Here is a 15,558-nt window from a genome sequence, read left to right as displayed (position 1 = left end):
AAAGGGAAAAGTTCGACACCGCGAGCGGCGTCAGTCTTCGAGCGCGTCGGCGATCCGGTCGAGGGTGCGGCGCACGTCGTGAACCTCGTCGCGGAGCTTGCGGACTTCGCGGGTCAGCTCCTCGTTGTCACTGCCACCCTCCTGTTCACGACCGCGGCCTTCGCCGCCGGGACCGCCGCCGCCGGGACCCATGCCGCCAGGGCCGCCACCGCCGGGACCCATGCCACCGCCGGGACCGCCGCCCATCATGCCGCCCATCATCTGCGCGAACGGGTTGCCCCCGCCGCCACCGCCCATGCCGCCGGGGCCGCCACCGCCGCCCATCATCTCTTCGAGGCGCTCCTCGCGACTCATGCCTTCGCCTTCTTCGCCCTCGCCTTCCTCGGCTCGCTGCTGGCGGATCTCCTCGACCCGCTCGCGGAAGGACTTCTCTTCGCCCTCGCTCTCGGGCGCTTCGCTCTCGGGGGCTTCGCTCTCTGCTTCTGTCTCCTCGGAAGGATCGTCCTCTGCCATGGGTTCCGGTTCGGGAGCGGCTGGGAAAAGGATTGTCGTGTCCGACGACTCAGGTCGGCACCGATCCCAGCCGGCGGGCCAGTCGGGCGATGCCCGCGACCGCGCTCAACAGCACGGCGAGGTTGAACGCGGCCATCACGACGGGCTGGTACCCCGTCCCGACCCAGACCTCGATGGCCCGGGTCGCGCTCAGGTAGAACTGCGCGGTCGCCCAGATGGCGGCGACGATCAGCAGCACCAGCGCGCCCCACTGGAGCTGTTCGAAGACACTCATCTCGCCGTCCATCGGGCCGGACGCGTCCGAGCCTGCGGGCGACGGATCGGCGGTCGGTGCGTCGTCGGTCGGGTCGGTCGAATCTGTCATTGGAACCTCCGTGCGTAGATCGCGACGACGAGGACGGCGACGGCGACGGCGCCGACGCCGAACCCGGGACCCGAACTGGACGTCGTCCCGCGCTCGTCCGGCGCGCGCTCGGTCCGCTGGACGCCCTCGTCGGTCTCGAAGTCGCTCGTGTCGAGCGTATCGGCCGACGAGTTGGTGGTGTCGACCGTCACCGTCTGGTTCGGGTTCAGCGTCGCGGTAGCCTGGGCCGTCCCGACGAGCACGTCGTCGGCCTGGATCATCGCCATCAGCTTGTAGTTGTAGTCGTCGGGCACCGTCAGCAGCGTCGAGGGCATGGCCGTCCGCCCCGGTCGAATCGACCCGACCCGCCTGACCGACCGGTCGGCGACGATGTTCGAGTCGGCCTGCCGGGCCAGGAAGGTGATCCGCAACTGATCGTTGGCTACGTCACCGGTGTTGGTCAGGTAGGCGGTGACGTTCAGCGTGGCCGACGCCCCCTCGGTCTCGGCGATGGAGAACTGGATCGGGGGCAGCTGCCCCGAGCCGAAGCCCTCGAAGCTGTGGAACTCCACGCCGGTCCGGGCGTAGGCCGGCTGGAGGCCGCCGACGCCACGGACTGTCTTCCTGCCCGAGGCGACCCGCTCGCCGTCCTGGTAGACGATGGTCTCGATCCGGTAGTCGCCCTCGCGGTCGACGCTGATGTTCTGGACGACCGGAACCTCGCGGGTCCCCTGGACCGAGCCGACTTCCTCGGTGGTCTCCGCGGCCACCAGATCGGTGTCGAGGTCGACCGCACGGACCAGCACCGTCACGTTCTCGCCGGGGCCGCCGTCGTGGGAGAGACGACTCCGCACGGACAGCGTGGCGGTCCCGCCGGTCACGTCGCCGGCGGCGATGGTCTGTTCTCGAACCGAGAGTTCGGAGGGCGGCGGGTCGGGCGTCGCGTCGGCCAGCGCACCCGGCGCAACGGCGACGAACAGGGCGGCCGCGACGAGGACCGCCCCCGCCGCGCCCAGGAGTTTCGTTTCACGCTCCATACACGACGATCCGTGGTTCACGGTAAGTGTTTTGTGTGAAACACGACTGGGGCGAAGGAATCAGAACGCGCCGAGACTGGCCTGCAACTCCCGATCCGTCCCGCCCGCCGAGAGATCGTAGCCCACCAGATCTCGCATGTCCACGGCGAAAGTCGTCCCGCCGTTGTCGAGGACGAGGACCCGGCCCTGGGTGCCCCGCACAGTACCGGTCAGCAGCGTCTCCGCGACCGGCCGGTCGGCCAGCACGAACCCGCAGTCGAAGTCGTAGGTCTCCTTTGGATCGTAGTCGGCCAGCAGGTCGCGCCACGCCGCCTCGTCCACGTCGCGGTGGAGGCCCTCGATCTTCGTCGGAACCCGCACCCGGTCGCCGACCTCGCGGGCGATGTCGGCCTCGACCTGCCGGGCGATCCGGCCGTCGGCGACCGTCCGGAGGTGGGCCGCCCTGTCGGTCCCCTGCTCGCGCAGGCGGGTGTCGAGTCGCCACGAGCGAGTCACGCCGACCTTGAACGTCGCCGGGGCGAACGCGGCGAGGTAGACCGCGTGTTCCTCCCGGCAGGACGGGAGCGGGAGGTCGCAGTTCCCGACACAGCGGGCGCAGGCCCACCGGCTCGTGTGGTCGTCGCAGTACGGTGCCGTCGGGTTCGAGCAGGCCTCGTGGGTGCCGTCGCTGATCGTGCCGGCGCAGTGGCGCTCGTCGAGGGTGTAGGCGAGGCCGGTCCCCGGCGCGAGCGACAGCCGGTCGAGCCCCTCGGCCGTCGCGAGTCGTAGCGCAGGCTCGCGGTCGTCACCGACACCCGTGTCGTACCCGACGACCTGCACGCGGCTGGCTACGAACCGGGCGATAAAAGGACTGCCGTTGGGCGCCTCGGGTCGTCGGTCAGTGCTCCTGCACGAGTTCTTCGGCGGCCTTGCGCACGGCGTCGTCGCTGGAGTCGTCGGGCCTCCAGCCAAGCGCCGCCAGTTTCTCGATGGACAGTCGCATTCGGGGCACGTCGCCGACCCAGCCGCGGTCGCCGCCCGTGAACTCGTAGTCGGGATCGAGCCCCATCGCGTCGCTCACGATGTCGGCGATGGTGGTGACCGACGTGGTCGTCCGGGTCCCGAGGTTGTAGACGTTCAGGTCGGCGTCGGCGTTCTCGACGACGTGACACATGGCGTCGACGCAGGATTTGACGTGCATGTACGACTTCTCCTGGCGACCGTCGCCGAGAATTTCGAGCGAGTCCGGGTTCTCCCGGAGCTTGTGAATGAAGTCGGGGATCACCGCGCCCTTCTGGAGGCGGGGGCCGACGATGTTGGCGAAACGGTAGACCCACGCGGTCATCCCGTAGCTCTTGGCGTAGACGGAGATGAGCGACTCCTCGGAGAGCTTGCTCGCGCCGTAGGCCGAGATGGGCTCCATCGGTGCGAAGTCTTCGGGCGTGGGGCGGGGCGCTTCCCCGTACACCGTCGAGGATGAGGTGAAGGCGATGTTGTCGACGCCGACCTCGCGCATCCGCTCCAGCACCGTGAGCGTGAGGTCGCCGTTGAGTTCGTACTGGGCGCGCGGGTCGTCGGTGTCCACGGTTCTATCGGCCGCGAAGTGGAAGACGCCGTCCAGATCCTCGGTGATGACCGCCTCGGCCACCGCGGGGTCGGTGAGGTCCCCCTCGACGAACTCGACGCCGTCGGGGACCCACGAGGGGTCGCCGTTCGAGCAATCGTCGACTGCCCGCACATCGTTGTCCTCGACCAGCCGTTCACAGAGGTGTGAGCCGACGAAGCCCGCGCCGCCGGTCACCAGGAGGGCTTTTCCTGTCAGGTCCATACAATTCCTGCGAAACCACCGGTCAAGACACTTGTGAATGGTGCCAGGGCTGCCACACGATTCGTGAGTTTCCCGGGCCCGAGCGACCGTCCGTAGCCACCCGGTCAGTACCCGTCGCCAGCCTGCAAGTAGCCTTATTCCATCCCCACGTGCAGCCGGCACACGTCGCAGGTGTGCAGATGATTGCAGGAACGCGAACGAGCCCCGACGCCCAGTGTCGACGAACGGCCGTACATCCGGCCAGGGAGCGGCGATGACCGGCCCGTGCGAGTGGCTCGCGACCCGGACCAGTGAGCGCACGCTCGCCCGGTTGACCCTCGTGTTCGCGGCCGGATTCGTGGTACTCGGCGCTGGCGTCGCCTGGTAGGTCGGAAGCGTCGGCCTCGCGATGGGCGCGATGGCCTACGACAGCGGCGGCCGCACGGTCGTGATCGGCGAGGCGGAGCGTGCCGCCTTCGCCAGCCACTACGACGAGCGTACGGAGGTCGGCTGGTGTCTCTACGGGACGACCAGCGAGACACACGTCCGCATCGACGAAGTGGTTCCCGCCGCCCCCGTGGGCCAGGAGCCGGAACGCGTCACGTCCACCTGCCTGCCCGAGACGGCAGGGCAACTGCTCGCCGGCGAGACCACCGCCCTGCTGGGCACGGTCCACAGCACCCCGGCCACGACGAGAGCGAACTGAGCGGGATCGACATCGCGCTGTTCGGCCGTCTCACTCCCCTCGTCGACGTATGGGCGTCTACACCGAAGCCGACGGCCCCGCGTTCTTCACGACCGGTAGCATGACCACCGCGCTCGACACGCGGGTGGTCGGCGACGGGACCGACGGGCTGGGAGAGGGCGAGCCACGGAATCGGTCGGGCCGAACCGTCACCGGATCGGCTGGCCCTGCCGTTCGAGAGCATCGCCGCGATGGAGCCGCCGGCGAACGGTCCCAGCGATGACGACACGGACGCCGTCCGGAAGACGGGAGCGGCAGTCAGCGGACGACCATTAGCCCATCCCGACCCCGGGCGGTCAGTCCTCGCCGTTGCCCGACCGAGTTCCCACCGGTGCCACACGCTACAGCGTGTGGCGGACGGTTCAGAGAGCCCGGCGGAACTCCGCCCCGTAGGTCACGTACAGGAGGGCGGCCGGAATCGTCAGGACGAGTCCCCCGAGATTCCACAGGACCTGGCTGAACGGGTCGGGCGGAGCCAGCACCGTTCCCGCGAGAAAGGAGCCGAGCGTGGCCAGCGCACAGGTCGTCACAAGCCGCTCGCGTCGGCTCTCGGGCGCACGTTTCGCGAACAGCACGTCGGAGTTGGTCAGATAGGTGGCGACGATCATCACCGACCAGAAGACGATCATCACCGCCAGGATCGCGATATCCGGGATCGCAGCGACGGAGAGCGGGCGCATGGCGGTTCCTTTCCCGGCGGTTGTGTAACTCTTTGCATCCTCGGAACGGGCACGGTCGGCGGGCGAAGGGGCAACGGCGCAATCGACGGATCGAAACCCCCTAACCGGGCAGCGTTCTTCGGGGGCATATGCAGGGAGATCCCGAGGTCGCGGTACTCAGACTCGGCCACCGGCCGGGCCGGGACGAGCGGATCACGACCCACGTCGGGCTGACCGCGCGGGCGCTGGGGGCCGACCGCGTGATCCTCGCCGGCGACGGCGCGAACCGGGCCGAGACCGTCGCGGACATCACCGAGCGCTTCGGCGGCCCCTTCGCCGTCGACACCGTCGAGTCCTGGCGATCGATCCTCCGGGAGTGGGAGGGAGAGATCGTCCACCTCACGATGTACGGGCTGGAAGTCCAGAACGTGGAAGCCGAGATCCGGGAGGCCCACCGCGAGCGACGGGAACCGCTGCTCGTGGTCGTCGGCGCGGAAAAAATCCCCTTCGACGTGTACGAAGCGGCCGACTGGAATGTCGGCGTGACCAACCAGCCCCACTCCGAGATCGCCTCGCTCGCGGTCTTTCTCGACCGCCTGTTCGAGGGACGCGAACTCGACCGGGAGTTCGAAGACGCCGAGAAAGTGGTCGTCCCGCAGGCGGTCGGGAAGCGTGTCGTCGAGGCCGACGACGAGTAGCCGGCGACGACAGACACGCCGGACCCGGGCAGGCCCGGGAGCGCACCCAGTCGTGAACCCGGTTCGGTGCTTTTAAACGAACTAGGCACGGATAGATACACCAATGGCTTTTGAGGAACTCCTGGAGGACCCGGTCATACAGAAGTACCTCCACGAACTGGTGGGCCCGAAGGGGATGCCCGTCGCGGCCGCACCGCCGGACGGCGAGGTGACGGACGAGGAGCTCGCGGAAGAGTTGGGGCTGGAGCTCAACGACGTTCGCCGCGCCCTCTTCATTCTCTACGAGAACGATCTGGCGAGCTATCGACGGCTCCGCGACGAGGACTCGGGGTGGCTGACCTACCTCTGGACGTTCGAGTACGACAAGATCCCCGAGAAACTCGAAGAGGAGATGTACCGCCTGCTGGACGCGCTCGAGGACCGCGAGCAGTACGAACACGAAAACGAGTTCTACCTCTGTGAGGTCTGTGGCATCCGCTTCGAGTTCGACGAGGCGATGGACTTCGGGTTCGAGTGTCCCGAGTGTGGCTCGTCGGTCGACGCCATGGAGAACACGGCGCTGGTCCAGGCCATGGAGGACCGCATCGACGCCCTGCGCGACGAACTGAACGTCGAGCGAGAAGAGACCGAAGCCTGATGGTCGTCCTCGCAACGAAGTGCTACGTCGGCGGTGACGCCCGCGAACGCGCACTCGACGGACTGGGCTCTTTGATCCAAAACACCGTCGGCGATCTGGACGTGACCTACGAGGTCGGCCGCCGGGACGACGACTTCCCCTCGGTCACGCTGGAGGGCGAGGACGCTGTGGTCGCCCGGAACCTGCTCCGCGAGGAGTGGGGGGCGATCACGCAAGACTTCGAGGCCGGCGAGACTTACGTCGGCACCCTCGAATCCTGGGACGAGGACGGGTTCGTCCTCGACGCCGGTCAGGCGGTCCGGATTCCGGCCGACGAGATCGGTCTCGGACAGGGCTCGCCCGAGCAGATCCGCACGCGGTTCGGCCTCGTCCAGCATCTCCCGCTTTCGTTCGTCTACGGCGACTCGCCCCGCCTCTCGGACGATCAGCGCGACGAGTTGTACGACTGGACGCGCGGAACCGGTCGGGTCAACGTCAACAGCGCGACCCGGGCGGAGGTGCGGGCCACCGTCAACCGCGCGGGCCACGCCCAAGACATCGTGACCGTCGAGCGCCAGGGCTTGCTCGAACAGTCGGTGATCTGCAAGGAGGGGACCGACCCGCCGGGACTGCTCGCCAGCATCGGCACACACCTGCCCTCGGAAATTCTCGCCGTCGTCCCATGAATCGCCGCCTCGTCCTCGGAGTCGTCGCGCTCGCGGCCCTCGTCACGCTCGCGGGCTGTTCGGTGCTGGGCCCCGGAGAACCCGACGCCGAGGCGCTGGGCAAGAACGTCTCGTACGACTGGTCGACCGACGCGAACGCGACCATCGACATCAACGACACGCGCTACGAGGCCGTCTACCGCGTCGAGAACCGGTCGTCCATCGAACTCTACGACCGGGACGCGCTGGGAACGGAGCACCCCCTGGAGATCGAGGGCCTGAAGTTCCAGTTCGAGAACGGGACCGTCCGGAACCTCACCGCCGAGGACGTGGAGCTGAGCCGCAAGCGGATGACCGTCTCGTTCCCCGGCGAGAACGTCTCCGGGAAGGTGGCGTTCTCCGCGCCCCGGAACGGGAAGAGCTTCGGTCTCCCGACCTTCCTCTCGGGGCGGTACGTGGTGACGCTCCCCGGGAGCGCTCGTGTCCGTGTTCCGATCCTCGCGCAGGTCAGCCCCGGCGGGTACGAGCGGACGCTCAGGAACGACCGCGTGACGCTCACCTGGGGCGACGTAGAGCAGCGGTCGCTGTCGATCCGGTGGTATCTGGAACGTGACCTGTGGTTGTTCGGCGGACTCGTGGTGATCGCCCTGCTACTCGGCGTTGGTGGCACGCTGTACTACCTCCGGCAAATCCGCGCGCTCGAAAGCAGACGCGAGGAGGTCGGGCTGGACGTAGACACGGACGACGACTTCGACGACGACGGGCCGCCGCCGGGAATGCGGTAGTTCGGGGCTCGAAGCGGCCAAAAGCTTGAACCGGGCGGCCGACGTCCCCACTGTGAATGCCGCTGTTGATCGACGTGCGGAAGCTCCGGATCATCAACGTCCTGATGGAGAGCGGTGCGGGTAACGTCGCCGACTCCCTGTCGTCACTCGCGGGGCTCGACGCGTCGGTCGCGGTCAAGAGCCTCTCGATGGTCGAGCCGGGCGACATCCCCGACGAGCTGGGCGACGAGCACGTGTTCTGTGCCTCGATCAAGTTGACCGAACCCCCATACGGCTACTTCGTCATGACATTCGGGATGGAGACGGCGGTCAACGTCGCCGAACACATGACCGGGCGGGACGTCGACGGCGAGTTGAACCAGTTCCACGAGAGCGCCCTCCAGGAGATGTGTAACATCTTCACCTCCGGGTTCATCGACGGCCTGGCCAACACCCTGGGACGCTCCATCGAGATGGGGACGCCGGACCTCGAACGCGGGACCGGCCGCGAATTGATGACGTCGAACCTCTCGCACATCACCGACGACTCGCTGGCCATCGTGCTGGACTCACAGGTCGACGTGACCGAACCGCGCCGGGAGTTCCGGATTCGGATCTTCCTCGTCCCCGACCCCGGAGCCTTCGTCAACGTCCTCGATCACCTGGAAGTCGAGGACATCCGGACCGAGGAACCCGACGTGGCCGGACTGTAGGACTTTTATTCGCGGGTCGCTAACCCGAGGTATGCGCGTCGCGCTGGTCACGGTGGGCGACGAGTTGCTCGCCGGGGACACGGTCAACACGAACGCCGCCTGGCTCGGCGAGCGGCTGACCGAGCGGGGTGCGACCGTCGAGCGAGTGACGGTCGTCCCGGATCGGATCGGGGAGATCGCCCGCGTGGTCAACGAGTACCGCGCCGAGTACGATGCCGTCGTCGTCACCGGCGGACTGGGGCCGACCCACGACGACGTGACGATGGACGGCGTCGCCGCGGCCTTCGGTCGCGAAGTGACACGGAGCGAGGAAGCCCTCGCCTGGCTCGAAGAGTACGGAGGATACTCCCACGAGGACCTCGCGGAAGGGACCGCCGACATCCCGGCGGGCGCGGAGATGCTGCCGAACCGCGAGGGCGTCGCACCCGGCTGTGTCCTCGGATCGGTGTACGTCCTGCCGGGGGTCCCAGACGAGATGAAGACGATGTTCGAGGCGGTCGCCGATCGATTCTCCGGCGAGCGCCGCCACGTCGAGACCGTCGAGGCCGACGAACCCGAGAGTGCCCTGCTCACCCGGATCCGCGACGTTCGCGACCGCTTCGACGTGAAAGTGGGGAGCTACCCCGGCGAGACGGTCGAGATCAAGCTGGAGAGTACCGACGAGACCGAGGTTCGAGAGGCAGCCGCGTGGCTGGCCGACCGGGTCGAGAAACCGGAGAAGGAGTGAGTCAGCGGTAGAGGTAGGCGATCCACGCGGCGGCGAGCAGGAGGCTCACCAGGCCGACGAGGGCCCCGGCGCTGTTGATGACGGCCGTCTGGACGCCCGGCTCCGTCGCGTTCGTGGCGGCAGTCGAGAGTATCGCGTTCATGATCGGCCGTTCCGACCGCTGGGTCTTAAGAATCCCGAACCACGAGCGGAGCGTCTCGTCAGTCGGAAGGTCGGGAGTGACTGGCCTGCCGTCAGCGGACGGCTTTTGACCCTCCCGCGGGTACGTCCGATAATGCGAACCATCGGGGTCGTCGTCAACCCCATTGCTGGGATGGGTGGCCGCGTCGGGCTGAAGGGGACGGACGGGAAAGTTGACGAAGCGCGCGCACGCGGTGCGGAACCACGCGCGCCATCGCGTGCTCGTGCGGCCCTCGACCGGCTCCACGAACTCGCCCCCGAGACCGAGATTTGTACCTACGAGGACCCGATGGGTGCGGGACTCGCTCGCGAGGCCGGCTTCGAGCCGACCGTCGTCGGCGCGCCCGAGCGCGACGAGACCACGGCGGCCGACACGCGGGCCGCCGCCGCGGACTTCCTGGATCGCGGTGTCGATCTGATCCTGTTCGTCGGCGGCGACGGGACCGCCGTCGACGTAGCGGAGACGATCCAGGAGCGCGACGCCGACCTACCGATGCTGGGTGTCCCCGCGGGCGTGAAGGTCTACTCGTCGGTGTTCGGGGTCACGCCGCGGGCCGCGGGCCAGATCGCCGCGACCTTCGCGGACACGGAGCGCGCCGAGGTCAACGACATCGACGAGGACGAGTACCGCGAGGGCGAGGTCCACACGGAGTTGCGCGCGGTGGTGCGCGTCCCGGCGGCCGAACAGCGCCAGGCCAGCAAGCAGTTGGGCGGCGGTACTGTCGAGAGCCTCGCGGAGGGCGTCGCCCGCGAGGCCCGCGACGGCGTGACCTACGTCCTCGGCCCCGGGAGTACGGTCGGCGCGGTCAAAGAGCACCTCGACTTCGAGGGCTCGCCGCTCGGCGTCGACGTGTGGCGGGACGGCGACGTGCTGATCGCGGACGCGAGCGAGCGCGAGATTCTCGACGCGCTGGGCGAGGAGAACGTCATCGTCGTCTCACCCATCGGCGGGCAGGGGTTCGTCTTCGGCCGCGGGAACCAGCAACTCTCGCCGGCCGTCATCGAACAGTGTGATCTCGAAGTCGTCGCCTCGAAGTCCAAGCTCGACGAAATTGGGACGCTTCGCGTCGATACCGGCGACAGCGACCTCGACGAGGAACTCCGCGGGTGGCTCCAGGTCCGTGTCGGCCGGTACGAGCGACGGCTGATGCAAGTGATTTAGGAACGTGGAATTTCTGCCTGATCGATCAAGCACTATTACATTCGTCAGCGGATTAAGTGGTGTATAGATAAGATTAAGGTCGCTGGGGTATCACAAAGGGAGTATGGAAACGCGGAAAGTGCAGCGGCTCGGTCCCTCCACGCTGGCGATGACCTTACCGGCGGAGTGGGCGTCCGAGCACAACGTCGAGAAAGGCGATGAGGTGTCTCTGCGCATCGGCGGCAAAGGGACGCTCACCGTGATGCCCGAGTCGGTGCAGACCGAGGAATCTGAAGCGATCATCTACACCGAGGATCTGGACGCGGACGCCGTCGAGCGAGCCATCGTGGCCCAGTACGTCCTCGGCCGGCGCATCATCCACGTCGAGGCCGGGGAGGACGGGACCCTCAAGTCCGAACACATCAACGCCGTCTACAACGCCGAGACCCAGCTGATGGGCCTGGGCGTCATCGAGGAGACGCCCGAACGCATCGCCATCCGCTGTTCGGTCGACCCCGAGGACTTCACGCTGGACAACCTGCTGGAACGGCTGGAATCCACGGGCTCGACGATGCGCAACGAGGGCGTCAAGGCGCTGGCCCACGGCAACCCCGACCTCGCCCAGCGGGCGTTGAACCGAGAACGACAGGCCAACAAGATCTTCGTCCTCCTGCTCCGCCTGATCTTCACGGCCTACCAGAACCCCAACCTCGCACGGGCGGTCGGGCTGGACAACGGCTTCCCGCTGATCGGGTACCGGTCCATCGCGAAGAACCTCGAACTCACCGCGGACAACGCCGAGGACATCGCCGAGATCGTCCTCGAAACGGAGGGCCACGCGCTCAACGTCGAGTCCTCGACCATGCGGCGCATCCGGGAGTTCACCGATCAGGTCAACGAAATCACCGAGATGGCCGTCACCGCCGCCGTCGAACGCGACTACGACGCCGCCATCGAGGTCCGGGAGCTGTACGCCGAGATCGGCAACCGCGAGCAGGACATCCTGAGTGACCTCCCGGAGATGGAAAACGAGGAACTGCTCCGGATCCGGGAAGTACTGGTCAGCCTCCAGCAGACCGCGCAGTACGCCGTCCGGAACGCCGAGATCGCGACGAACCTGGCACTCAACGAGGAGTCCGTTCACACGGAGATCCAGTAACGCACCGCTGTCTCTTTTTTGAAACGACGTGACCGATTGGCGAGCGAAGCGAGTTAGTCCGCTGTCGCTTCGTCGCCGGTGCCGTCGGCCGTCGTCTTCCGCACCGTCAGCGGACTCCGGCGCGTGATCGTACAGTCGAACGCCGGATGTTCCGCGTAGTGGCGCACGAGCATGTGCCGGCGCGAGCCGGTGATGCCGGACCGACTGACCGCGTCGGCCGTGAACTCCGTCGGCAGTCGCTCGTAGAGCCGGCGCACCTGTTCGAAACTCTCGAACACTTTGCTGTTGCCGGCCGAGTCGGCGCCACGTCTGGAGACGACGTACGCGCCGTCGTCGCGGTACTCGCCTGCGGTGTGCAGGTACTCCTGGCGACGCGTCAGCGCGTCGTCGATCTTCCCCCTGAGTTCGGTCGCCTGTTCGCGGGTCAACTCGTGGGTCACCCCGTCGACCTCGACCCGGATGCGATCCCCCATCGCCGTAACACCCTTCCCGGTGTCGCGATCCTCGTTACCCTCGAAGAACGCGACCAGGAGCGTCAGCACTCCGTGTCATGCAACCACACGTTTCGATGCGTCCGATAAAGCCCTGTCCGCGGGATGACATGGTGTTTTAAGTCAGCCCAGCAGTCCGCCGTCGTCGTCGGTCGTCGTCGTGACCGACCCGCCGGTGTCACCGTCGGTCCCGTCTGCGGTCTCCGTGGTGGAACCGTCCTCGGCGGTCGTTTCGGACGAGCCGCCGTCTGCACTCCGGTCCGCCGAGTCCGTGGGAGTCGACTGGCCGCCGTCGTCACTGCCGGTATCGGCGCTCCCGCTCGCGCTTTCGGTTTTCGTGCCGAACATGTCGGTCTCGATGGTGGTCCGGTAGTCGAGTGGGTCCAGTGGGATCCGGAACGATCCGGTGTCTCCGAGTCCACCCTCGAGGGCGTCGTCGGCGGGGTCGACGACGGCGTAGAACTGGATCTCCAGGTCGGTCACCTGCCCGTTTCGGAGGTGGGTCACCCACCAGTCGTCGAGGTTCTGGTTTCGGATGGCGACGTCGGCCCGGATGCGCTGGGTGGTCCGGGGCAGGATCGTCGCCACGTCCTCGCTACTGCCCTCGCCGACCTGTACGTCGTTCATCGTGATCGTGTACCCGAGTTCGGAGACGGCGTAGGGGTACTGTTTGGGGTTGTACGCCCGGAACGACATCGCGATGGGCGTGCGTTCACGGGAGAGGTCCGCCCGGTCCCAGCGGGCGCTCGTCTCGTTGACGAACAGGATCGGGTCCGAGGGGAACGGACGGTCCGCTTCGATGGGGCGCGTCTCCGAGGAGTTGAACTGGCCGAGCAGGTCGGTCTCGATGGTTCGGTTCTGCGGGAGGCTGATCTGGCGACCCCCGAGCAGGCCCGACCTGACGACGGCGTCGATCACGACCTCGGTCCGCTCGCGGTTCTCGATGTGGGAGTGCCACCACGGCGGAATGCGGTCGTTTTGCATGTAGGTCCGGAAGGGGAGCGTCGAGTTGCCGGACTCGATGGCGAGGCCCGCTTTCTGTCCGGAAGCCATGGACACGTCGTTCATCTTCACGGTGTAGTCGACCGTGGTGCCCGACAGCGAGACCCCGACCGGGTTGGGGTTGGTGACGACCAGATCCGTCTCGATGACGGTGGTGGAGTCGTTGACGGTGCCAAAGCGGTTCTCGACGGCCCCGACGCCGGGGACGCCGATTACGCCCAGAAGGACGGCGAAGACGACCAGCACGACCAGTCCACCCCCGACCGACCCGGCTATGCGACGCTTACTGCCGAGAAACGCCGACCGAATCCGTTCGGTATCCATTGGCGGGGTGTGGTACAACTGATCGGATATGTCTTCCGGCCGACAGTGGGAGCACCGGCAAGACGGGGCGCAGACGGCAGTAGCGTGGTTCGAACAAACTAAGTACGCGCTACCGGTAGCTCGGATAATGGCAGAAACCGGACTACAGTCGGACAAGGCGCTGGGCCTCGGACTGCTCTTCGGGGCGCTCGGCATCGCCGGAGCAGTCGTGATGTACGTGGCGGCCGCACAACAGCTGTTGGCCGGCTGGGGCTTTGCCCTCGCAATCGTGTTCGGATCGCTCGCCGTCGGCGTGATTCACGTCTTCTCGTAGGCAGGCGTTTCGGTAAAACGAGAGCTTAAACGTCTGGACCGCCTACGTTCGGCATGGCCGATTTCAGCGAAGAGGAACAGCGTATCCTGGAGCACCTCCGTGACCAGGTCGGCGGGGACGAAGCCTACGTCCGGGCCAAGAATATTGCCGAGCAGATCGGACTCTCGGCGAAACAGGTCGGTGCGCGCCTCCCTCGACTGGCAGAGAAATCCGACGACGTGGACATCGAGAAGTGGGGCCGTGCGCGGTCGACGACCTGGCGCGTCACCCAAAGTTGAGTCTCGAGGGAAGTCGGACTCTTTTTTGACCGGCGGTCCGAAGGTAGGCTATGACCGTCCGGGTCGAGCGGACGTTCGAGTTGCCCGCCGAACGGGACCGCGTATGGTCGTTCATCGCAGACCCGGAGAAACGGGCCCGTCCGATCAGCGTCGTCGACGATTTCGAGAAGACGGGTGAGCACACCGCGACGTGGTACGTGAGGCTCCCGATCCCCGTCATCGACAGACGCGTCGCCATCGAGACCGAGGAGACGACCTTCGACCCGCCACGCTACGTCGAGTTCGTCGGTCGTTCGAAGGTGATGCGCGTCGTCGGTGAACACGAACTCCACGAAACCGACGAGGGAACCCGCGTCGAAAACCGCTTCACCGTCGACGGCAAACTGCCCGGCGTCGAGCGGTACTTCAAGCGCAACATGGACGAACAGCTCCAAAACATCGAGGCCGCCATCCGCGAGGACCTGGGGATCGAGGCGTGAAGGTCGCGCTGGCCCAGCTGTCCATCGACCCCGGCGACGTGAGCGGCAACGTCGACCGTGGGGTCGCCGCCGTCGAGCGCGCTGCCGACGCGGGTGCGGACCTCGTGGCCCTCCCCGAACTGTTCTCGGTCGGCTACTTCGCCTTCGACCTGTACGCCCGCACCGCAGAACCGGTCGGCGGCGAGACCCACCAGCGACTCGCCGCGGCCGCACGCGAGCACGACATCGCCGTCCTCGCCGGTACCGTCGTCGAAGATCTCGACGCGACGGCCGCACGGACCGATCTCACGGTGCCGAGCGAGGACGGACTGGCCAACACCGCCGTCGTTTTCGACCGGGACGGACAGCGCCGCGCAGTCTACCGGAAACACCACCTCTTCGGGTACGATTCGGCCGAGTCGGACCTGCTGGTCCCCGGCGAGCGTGCGCCGGTCGTCGACTTCGAGGGGTTCGGTATCGGGATCACGACCTGTTACGACCTGCGCTTCCCCGAACTGTACCGGGACCTCGTCGACGACGGCGCGACGCTCGTGCTCGTCCCGAGCGCGTGGCCGTACCCCCGGGTCGAACACTGGCAACTCCTCCCGCGAGCGCGCGCCGTCGAGAACCTCGCCTACGTGGCGACGATCAACGGGAGCGGGACGTTCGAGGACGCGGAACTGCTGGGGCGCTCGACCGTCTACGATCCGTGGGGCACGGTGCTCGCGAGTGCCGACGACGACCCGACGCTGGTGACGGCCGACCTCGACCCCGAGAAGGTCGCGTCGGTCCGAGAAGAGTTCCCCGCGCTGGCCGACCGCCGAGACACGTGATCGGTCCGAATATTTATGCGGTGGGCAGCCCAACCGGTGGTTGCCGGTACGGCGCTTTTCACGTCACGCCGGCAACTAACAGGCGCCCGCCTCGCTGCTCGGCCACCGCCGCT

General features: G+C 67.2%; 23 protein-coding genes. 14 read left to right on the top strand and 9 right to left on the bottom strand.

Annotated elements, in window-relative coordinates:
• Positions 1 to 30: 30 nt before the first annotated feature.
• Genes MU521_RS16145 through MU521_RS16125 form a run of 5 tightly spaced genes read right to left on the bottom strand, consistent with a single transcriptional unit; the run spans position 31 to position 3,700 of the window.
• The gene (locus MU521_RS16145) at positions 31 to 513 is read right to left on the bottom strand and encodes a hypothetical protein (protein WP_092693823.1); all 483 of its coding nucleotides are present in this window, start codon (positions 511 to 513) and stop codon (positions 31 to 33) included.
• 49 nt (positions 514 to 562) lie between these two features.
• On the bottom strand, positions 563 to 877 hold the full coding sequence (locus tag MU521_RS16140; protein ID WP_092693821.1) for a DUF8060 family membrane protein: 315 nt from the start codon (positions 875 to 877) through the stop codon (positions 563 to 565).
• On the bottom strand, positions 874 to 1,893 hold the full coding sequence (locus MU521_RS16135; RefSeq protein WP_092693819.1) for a DUF7490 domain-containing protein: 1,020 nt from the start codon (positions 1,891 to 1,893) through the stop codon (positions 874 to 876). Before MU521_RS16135 ends, MU521_RS16140 begins: the two co-directional genes overlap by 4 nt.
• Before the next feature lie 60 nt (positions 1,894 to 1,953).
• Complete coding sequence (locus MU521_RS16130) at positions 1,954 to 2,712, bottom strand: DUF2797 domain-containing protein (protein ID WP_092693817.1); 759 nt, start codon at positions 2,710 to 2,712, stop codon at positions 1,954 to 1,956.
• Positions 2,713 to 2,770: 58 nt separating this feature from the next.
• Complete coding sequence (locus MU521_RS16125) at positions 2,771 to 3,700, bottom strand: NAD-dependent epimerase/dehydratase family protein (RefSeq protein ID WP_092693815.1); 930 nt, start codon at positions 3,698 to 3,700, stop codon at positions 2,771 to 2,773.
• A 397-nt stretch (positions 3,701 to 4,097) separates the two neighbouring features.
• Here MU521_RS16125 and MU521_RS16120 point away from each other — a divergent pair, with 397 nt between their 5' ends.
• Entirely contained in the window at positions 4,098 to 4,385 is a 288-nt protein-coding gene (locus MU521_RS16120; RefSeq protein ID WP_139171142.1) for a hypothetical protein, read from the top strand.
• A gap of 49 nt (positions 4,386 to 4,434) precedes the next feature.
• Entirely contained in the window at positions 4,435 to 4,647 is a 213-nt protein-coding gene (locus MU521_RS16115) for a hypothetical protein (protein WP_092693811.1), read from the top strand.
• Between the two features lie 139 nt (positions 4,648 to 4,786).
• Here the strand turns inward: MU521_RS16115 and MU521_RS16110 are convergent, their stop codons facing one another.
• Positions 4,787 to 5,104 (bottom strand): hypothetical protein, encoded by a 318-nt coding sequence (locus MU521_RS16110; protein ID WP_092693809.1) that lies wholly within the window; start codon positions 5,102 to 5,104, stop codon positions 4,787 to 4,789.
• A 128-nt stretch (positions 5,105 to 5,232) separates the two neighbouring features.
• On the opposite strand from MU521_RS16110, the gene MU521_RS16105 reads away from it, so the two are divergent.
• The 6 genes from MU521_RS16105 (at position 5,233) to MU521_RS16080 (ending at position 9,266) form a co-directional block, all read left to right on the top strand.
• Positions 5,233 to 5,781: a tRNA (cytidine(56)-2'-O)-methyltransferase gene (locus tag MU521_RS16105; protein WP_092693807.1), complete on the top strand. Its 549-nt coding sequence runs from the start codon at positions 5,233 to 5,235 to the stop codon at positions 5,779 to 5,781.
• 103 nt (positions 5,782 to 5,884) lie between these two features.
• Positions 5,885 to 6,418, top strand: a complete 534-nt coding sequence (gene tfe / locus MU521_RS16100; protein WP_092693805.1) for a transcription factor E — start codon at positions 5,885 to 5,887, stop codon at positions 6,416 to 6,418.
• On the top strand, positions 6,418 to 7,083 hold the full coding sequence (locus MU521_RS16095) for a DUF2110 family protein (protein ID WP_092693803.1): 666 nt from the start codon (positions 6,418 to 6,420) through the stop codon (positions 7,081 to 7,083). Before tfe ends, MU521_RS16095 begins: the two co-directional genes overlap by 1 nt.
• Positions 7,080 to 7,847: a DUF5803 family protein gene (locus tag MU521_RS16090; protein ID WP_092693801.1), complete on the top strand. Its 768-nt coding sequence runs from the start codon at positions 7,080 to 7,082 to the stop codon at positions 7,845 to 7,847. The genes MU521_RS16095 and MU521_RS16090 overlap by 4 nt, the downstream gene beginning before the upstream one ends.
• Positions 7,848 to 7,903: 56 nt before the next feature.
• Entirely contained in the window at positions 7,904 to 8,539 is a 636-nt protein-coding gene (locus tag MU521_RS16085; protein WP_092693799.1) for a chemotaxis protein CheC, read from the top strand.
• Positions 8,540 to 8,570: 31 nt separating this feature from the next.
• Positions 8,571 to 9,266, top strand: coding sequence for a competence/damage-inducible protein A (locus MU521_RS16080; protein WP_092693797.1), 696 nt, complete (start codon positions 8,571 to 8,573; stop codon positions 9,264 to 9,266).
• 1 nt (position 9,267) lies between these two features.
• Here the strand turns inward: MU521_RS16080 and MU521_RS16075 are convergent, their stop codons facing one another.
• On the bottom strand, positions 9,268 to 9,408 hold the full coding sequence (locus MU521_RS16075) for a hypothetical protein (protein ID WP_175452899.1): 141 nt from the start codon (positions 9,406 to 9,408) through the stop codon (positions 9,268 to 9,270).
• Between the two features lie 132 nt (positions 9,409 to 9,540).
• Here MU521_RS16075 and MU521_RS16070 point away from each other — a divergent pair, with 132 nt between their 5' ends.
• Together MU521_RS16070 and MU521_RS16065 are read left to right on the top strand one after the other, a co-directional pair.
• Positions 9,541 to 10,608, top strand: a complete 1,068-nt coding sequence (locus MU521_RS16070) for an ATP-NAD kinase family protein (protein WP_092693795.1) — start codon at positions 9,541 to 9,543, stop codon at positions 10,606 to 10,608.
• Between the two features lie 103 nt (positions 10,609 to 10,711).
• Positions 10,712 to 11,746: a phosphate signaling complex PhoU family protein gene (locus MU521_RS16065; protein ID WP_092693793.1), complete on the top strand. Its 1,035-nt coding sequence runs from the start codon at positions 10,712 to 10,714 to the stop codon at positions 11,744 to 11,746.
• Between the two features lie 53 nt (positions 11,747 to 11,799).
• Here the strand turns inward: MU521_RS16065 and MU521_RS16060 are convergent, their stop codons facing one another.
• Positions 11,800 to 12,219: a DUF7528 family protein gene (locus tag MU521_RS16060; RefSeq protein WP_175452906.1), complete on the bottom strand. Its 420-nt coding sequence runs from the start codon at positions 12,217 to 12,219 to the stop codon at positions 11,800 to 11,802.
• Positions 12,220 to 12,360: 141 nt separating this feature from the next.
• Positions 12,361 to 13,563 (bottom strand): LEA/WHy family protein, encoded by a 1,203-nt coding sequence (locus MU521_RS16055; protein ID WP_092693791.1) that lies wholly within the window; start codon positions 13,561 to 13,563, stop codon positions 12,361 to 12,363.
• Positions 13,564 to 13,690: 127 nt separating this feature from the next.
• Here MU521_RS16055 and MU521_RS16050 point away from each other — a divergent pair, with 127 nt between their 5' ends.
• The 4 genes from MU521_RS16050 to MU521_RS16035 are packed head-to-tail and all read left to right on the top strand — an operon-like array spanning position 13,691 to position 15,445.
• A complete protein-coding gene (locus MU521_RS16050; protein WP_092693789.1) occupies positions 13,691 to 13,876 on the top strand; it encodes a DUF7525 family protein in 186 nt (61 codons plus the stop codon).
• A gap of 53 nt (positions 13,877 to 13,929) precedes the next feature.
• Complete coding sequence (locus MU521_RS16045) at positions 13,930 to 14,154, top strand: DUF7123 family protein (RefSeq protein ID WP_092693787.1); 225 nt, start codon at positions 13,930 to 13,932, stop codon at positions 14,152 to 14,154.
• A gap of 50 nt (positions 14,155 to 14,204) precedes the next feature.
• Complete coding sequence (locus MU521_RS16040) at positions 14,205 to 14,633, top strand: SRPBCC family protein (RefSeq protein WP_092693785.1); 429 nt, start codon at positions 14,205 to 14,207, stop codon at positions 14,631 to 14,633.
• Positions 14,630 to 15,445 carry a carbon-nitrogen family hydrolase gene (locus MU521_RS16035; protein WP_092693783.1) on the top strand — a complete coding sequence of 272 codons (816 nt, stop codon included), beginning with the start codon at positions 14,630 to 14,632 and terminating at the stop codon, positions 15,443 to 15,445. The genes MU521_RS16040 and MU521_RS16035 overlap by 4 nt, the downstream gene beginning before the upstream one ends.
• Positions 15,446 to 15,558 lie beyond the last annotated feature (113 nt).

Origin of the sequence: Halorientalis regularis (assembly GCF_023698535.1) — an archaeon.
Lineage (GTDB): Archaea > Halobacteriota > Halobacteria > Halobacteriales > Haloarculaceae > Halorientalis > Halorientalis regularis.
This window is presented reverse-complemented; position numbering and strand designations above follow the sequence as displayed.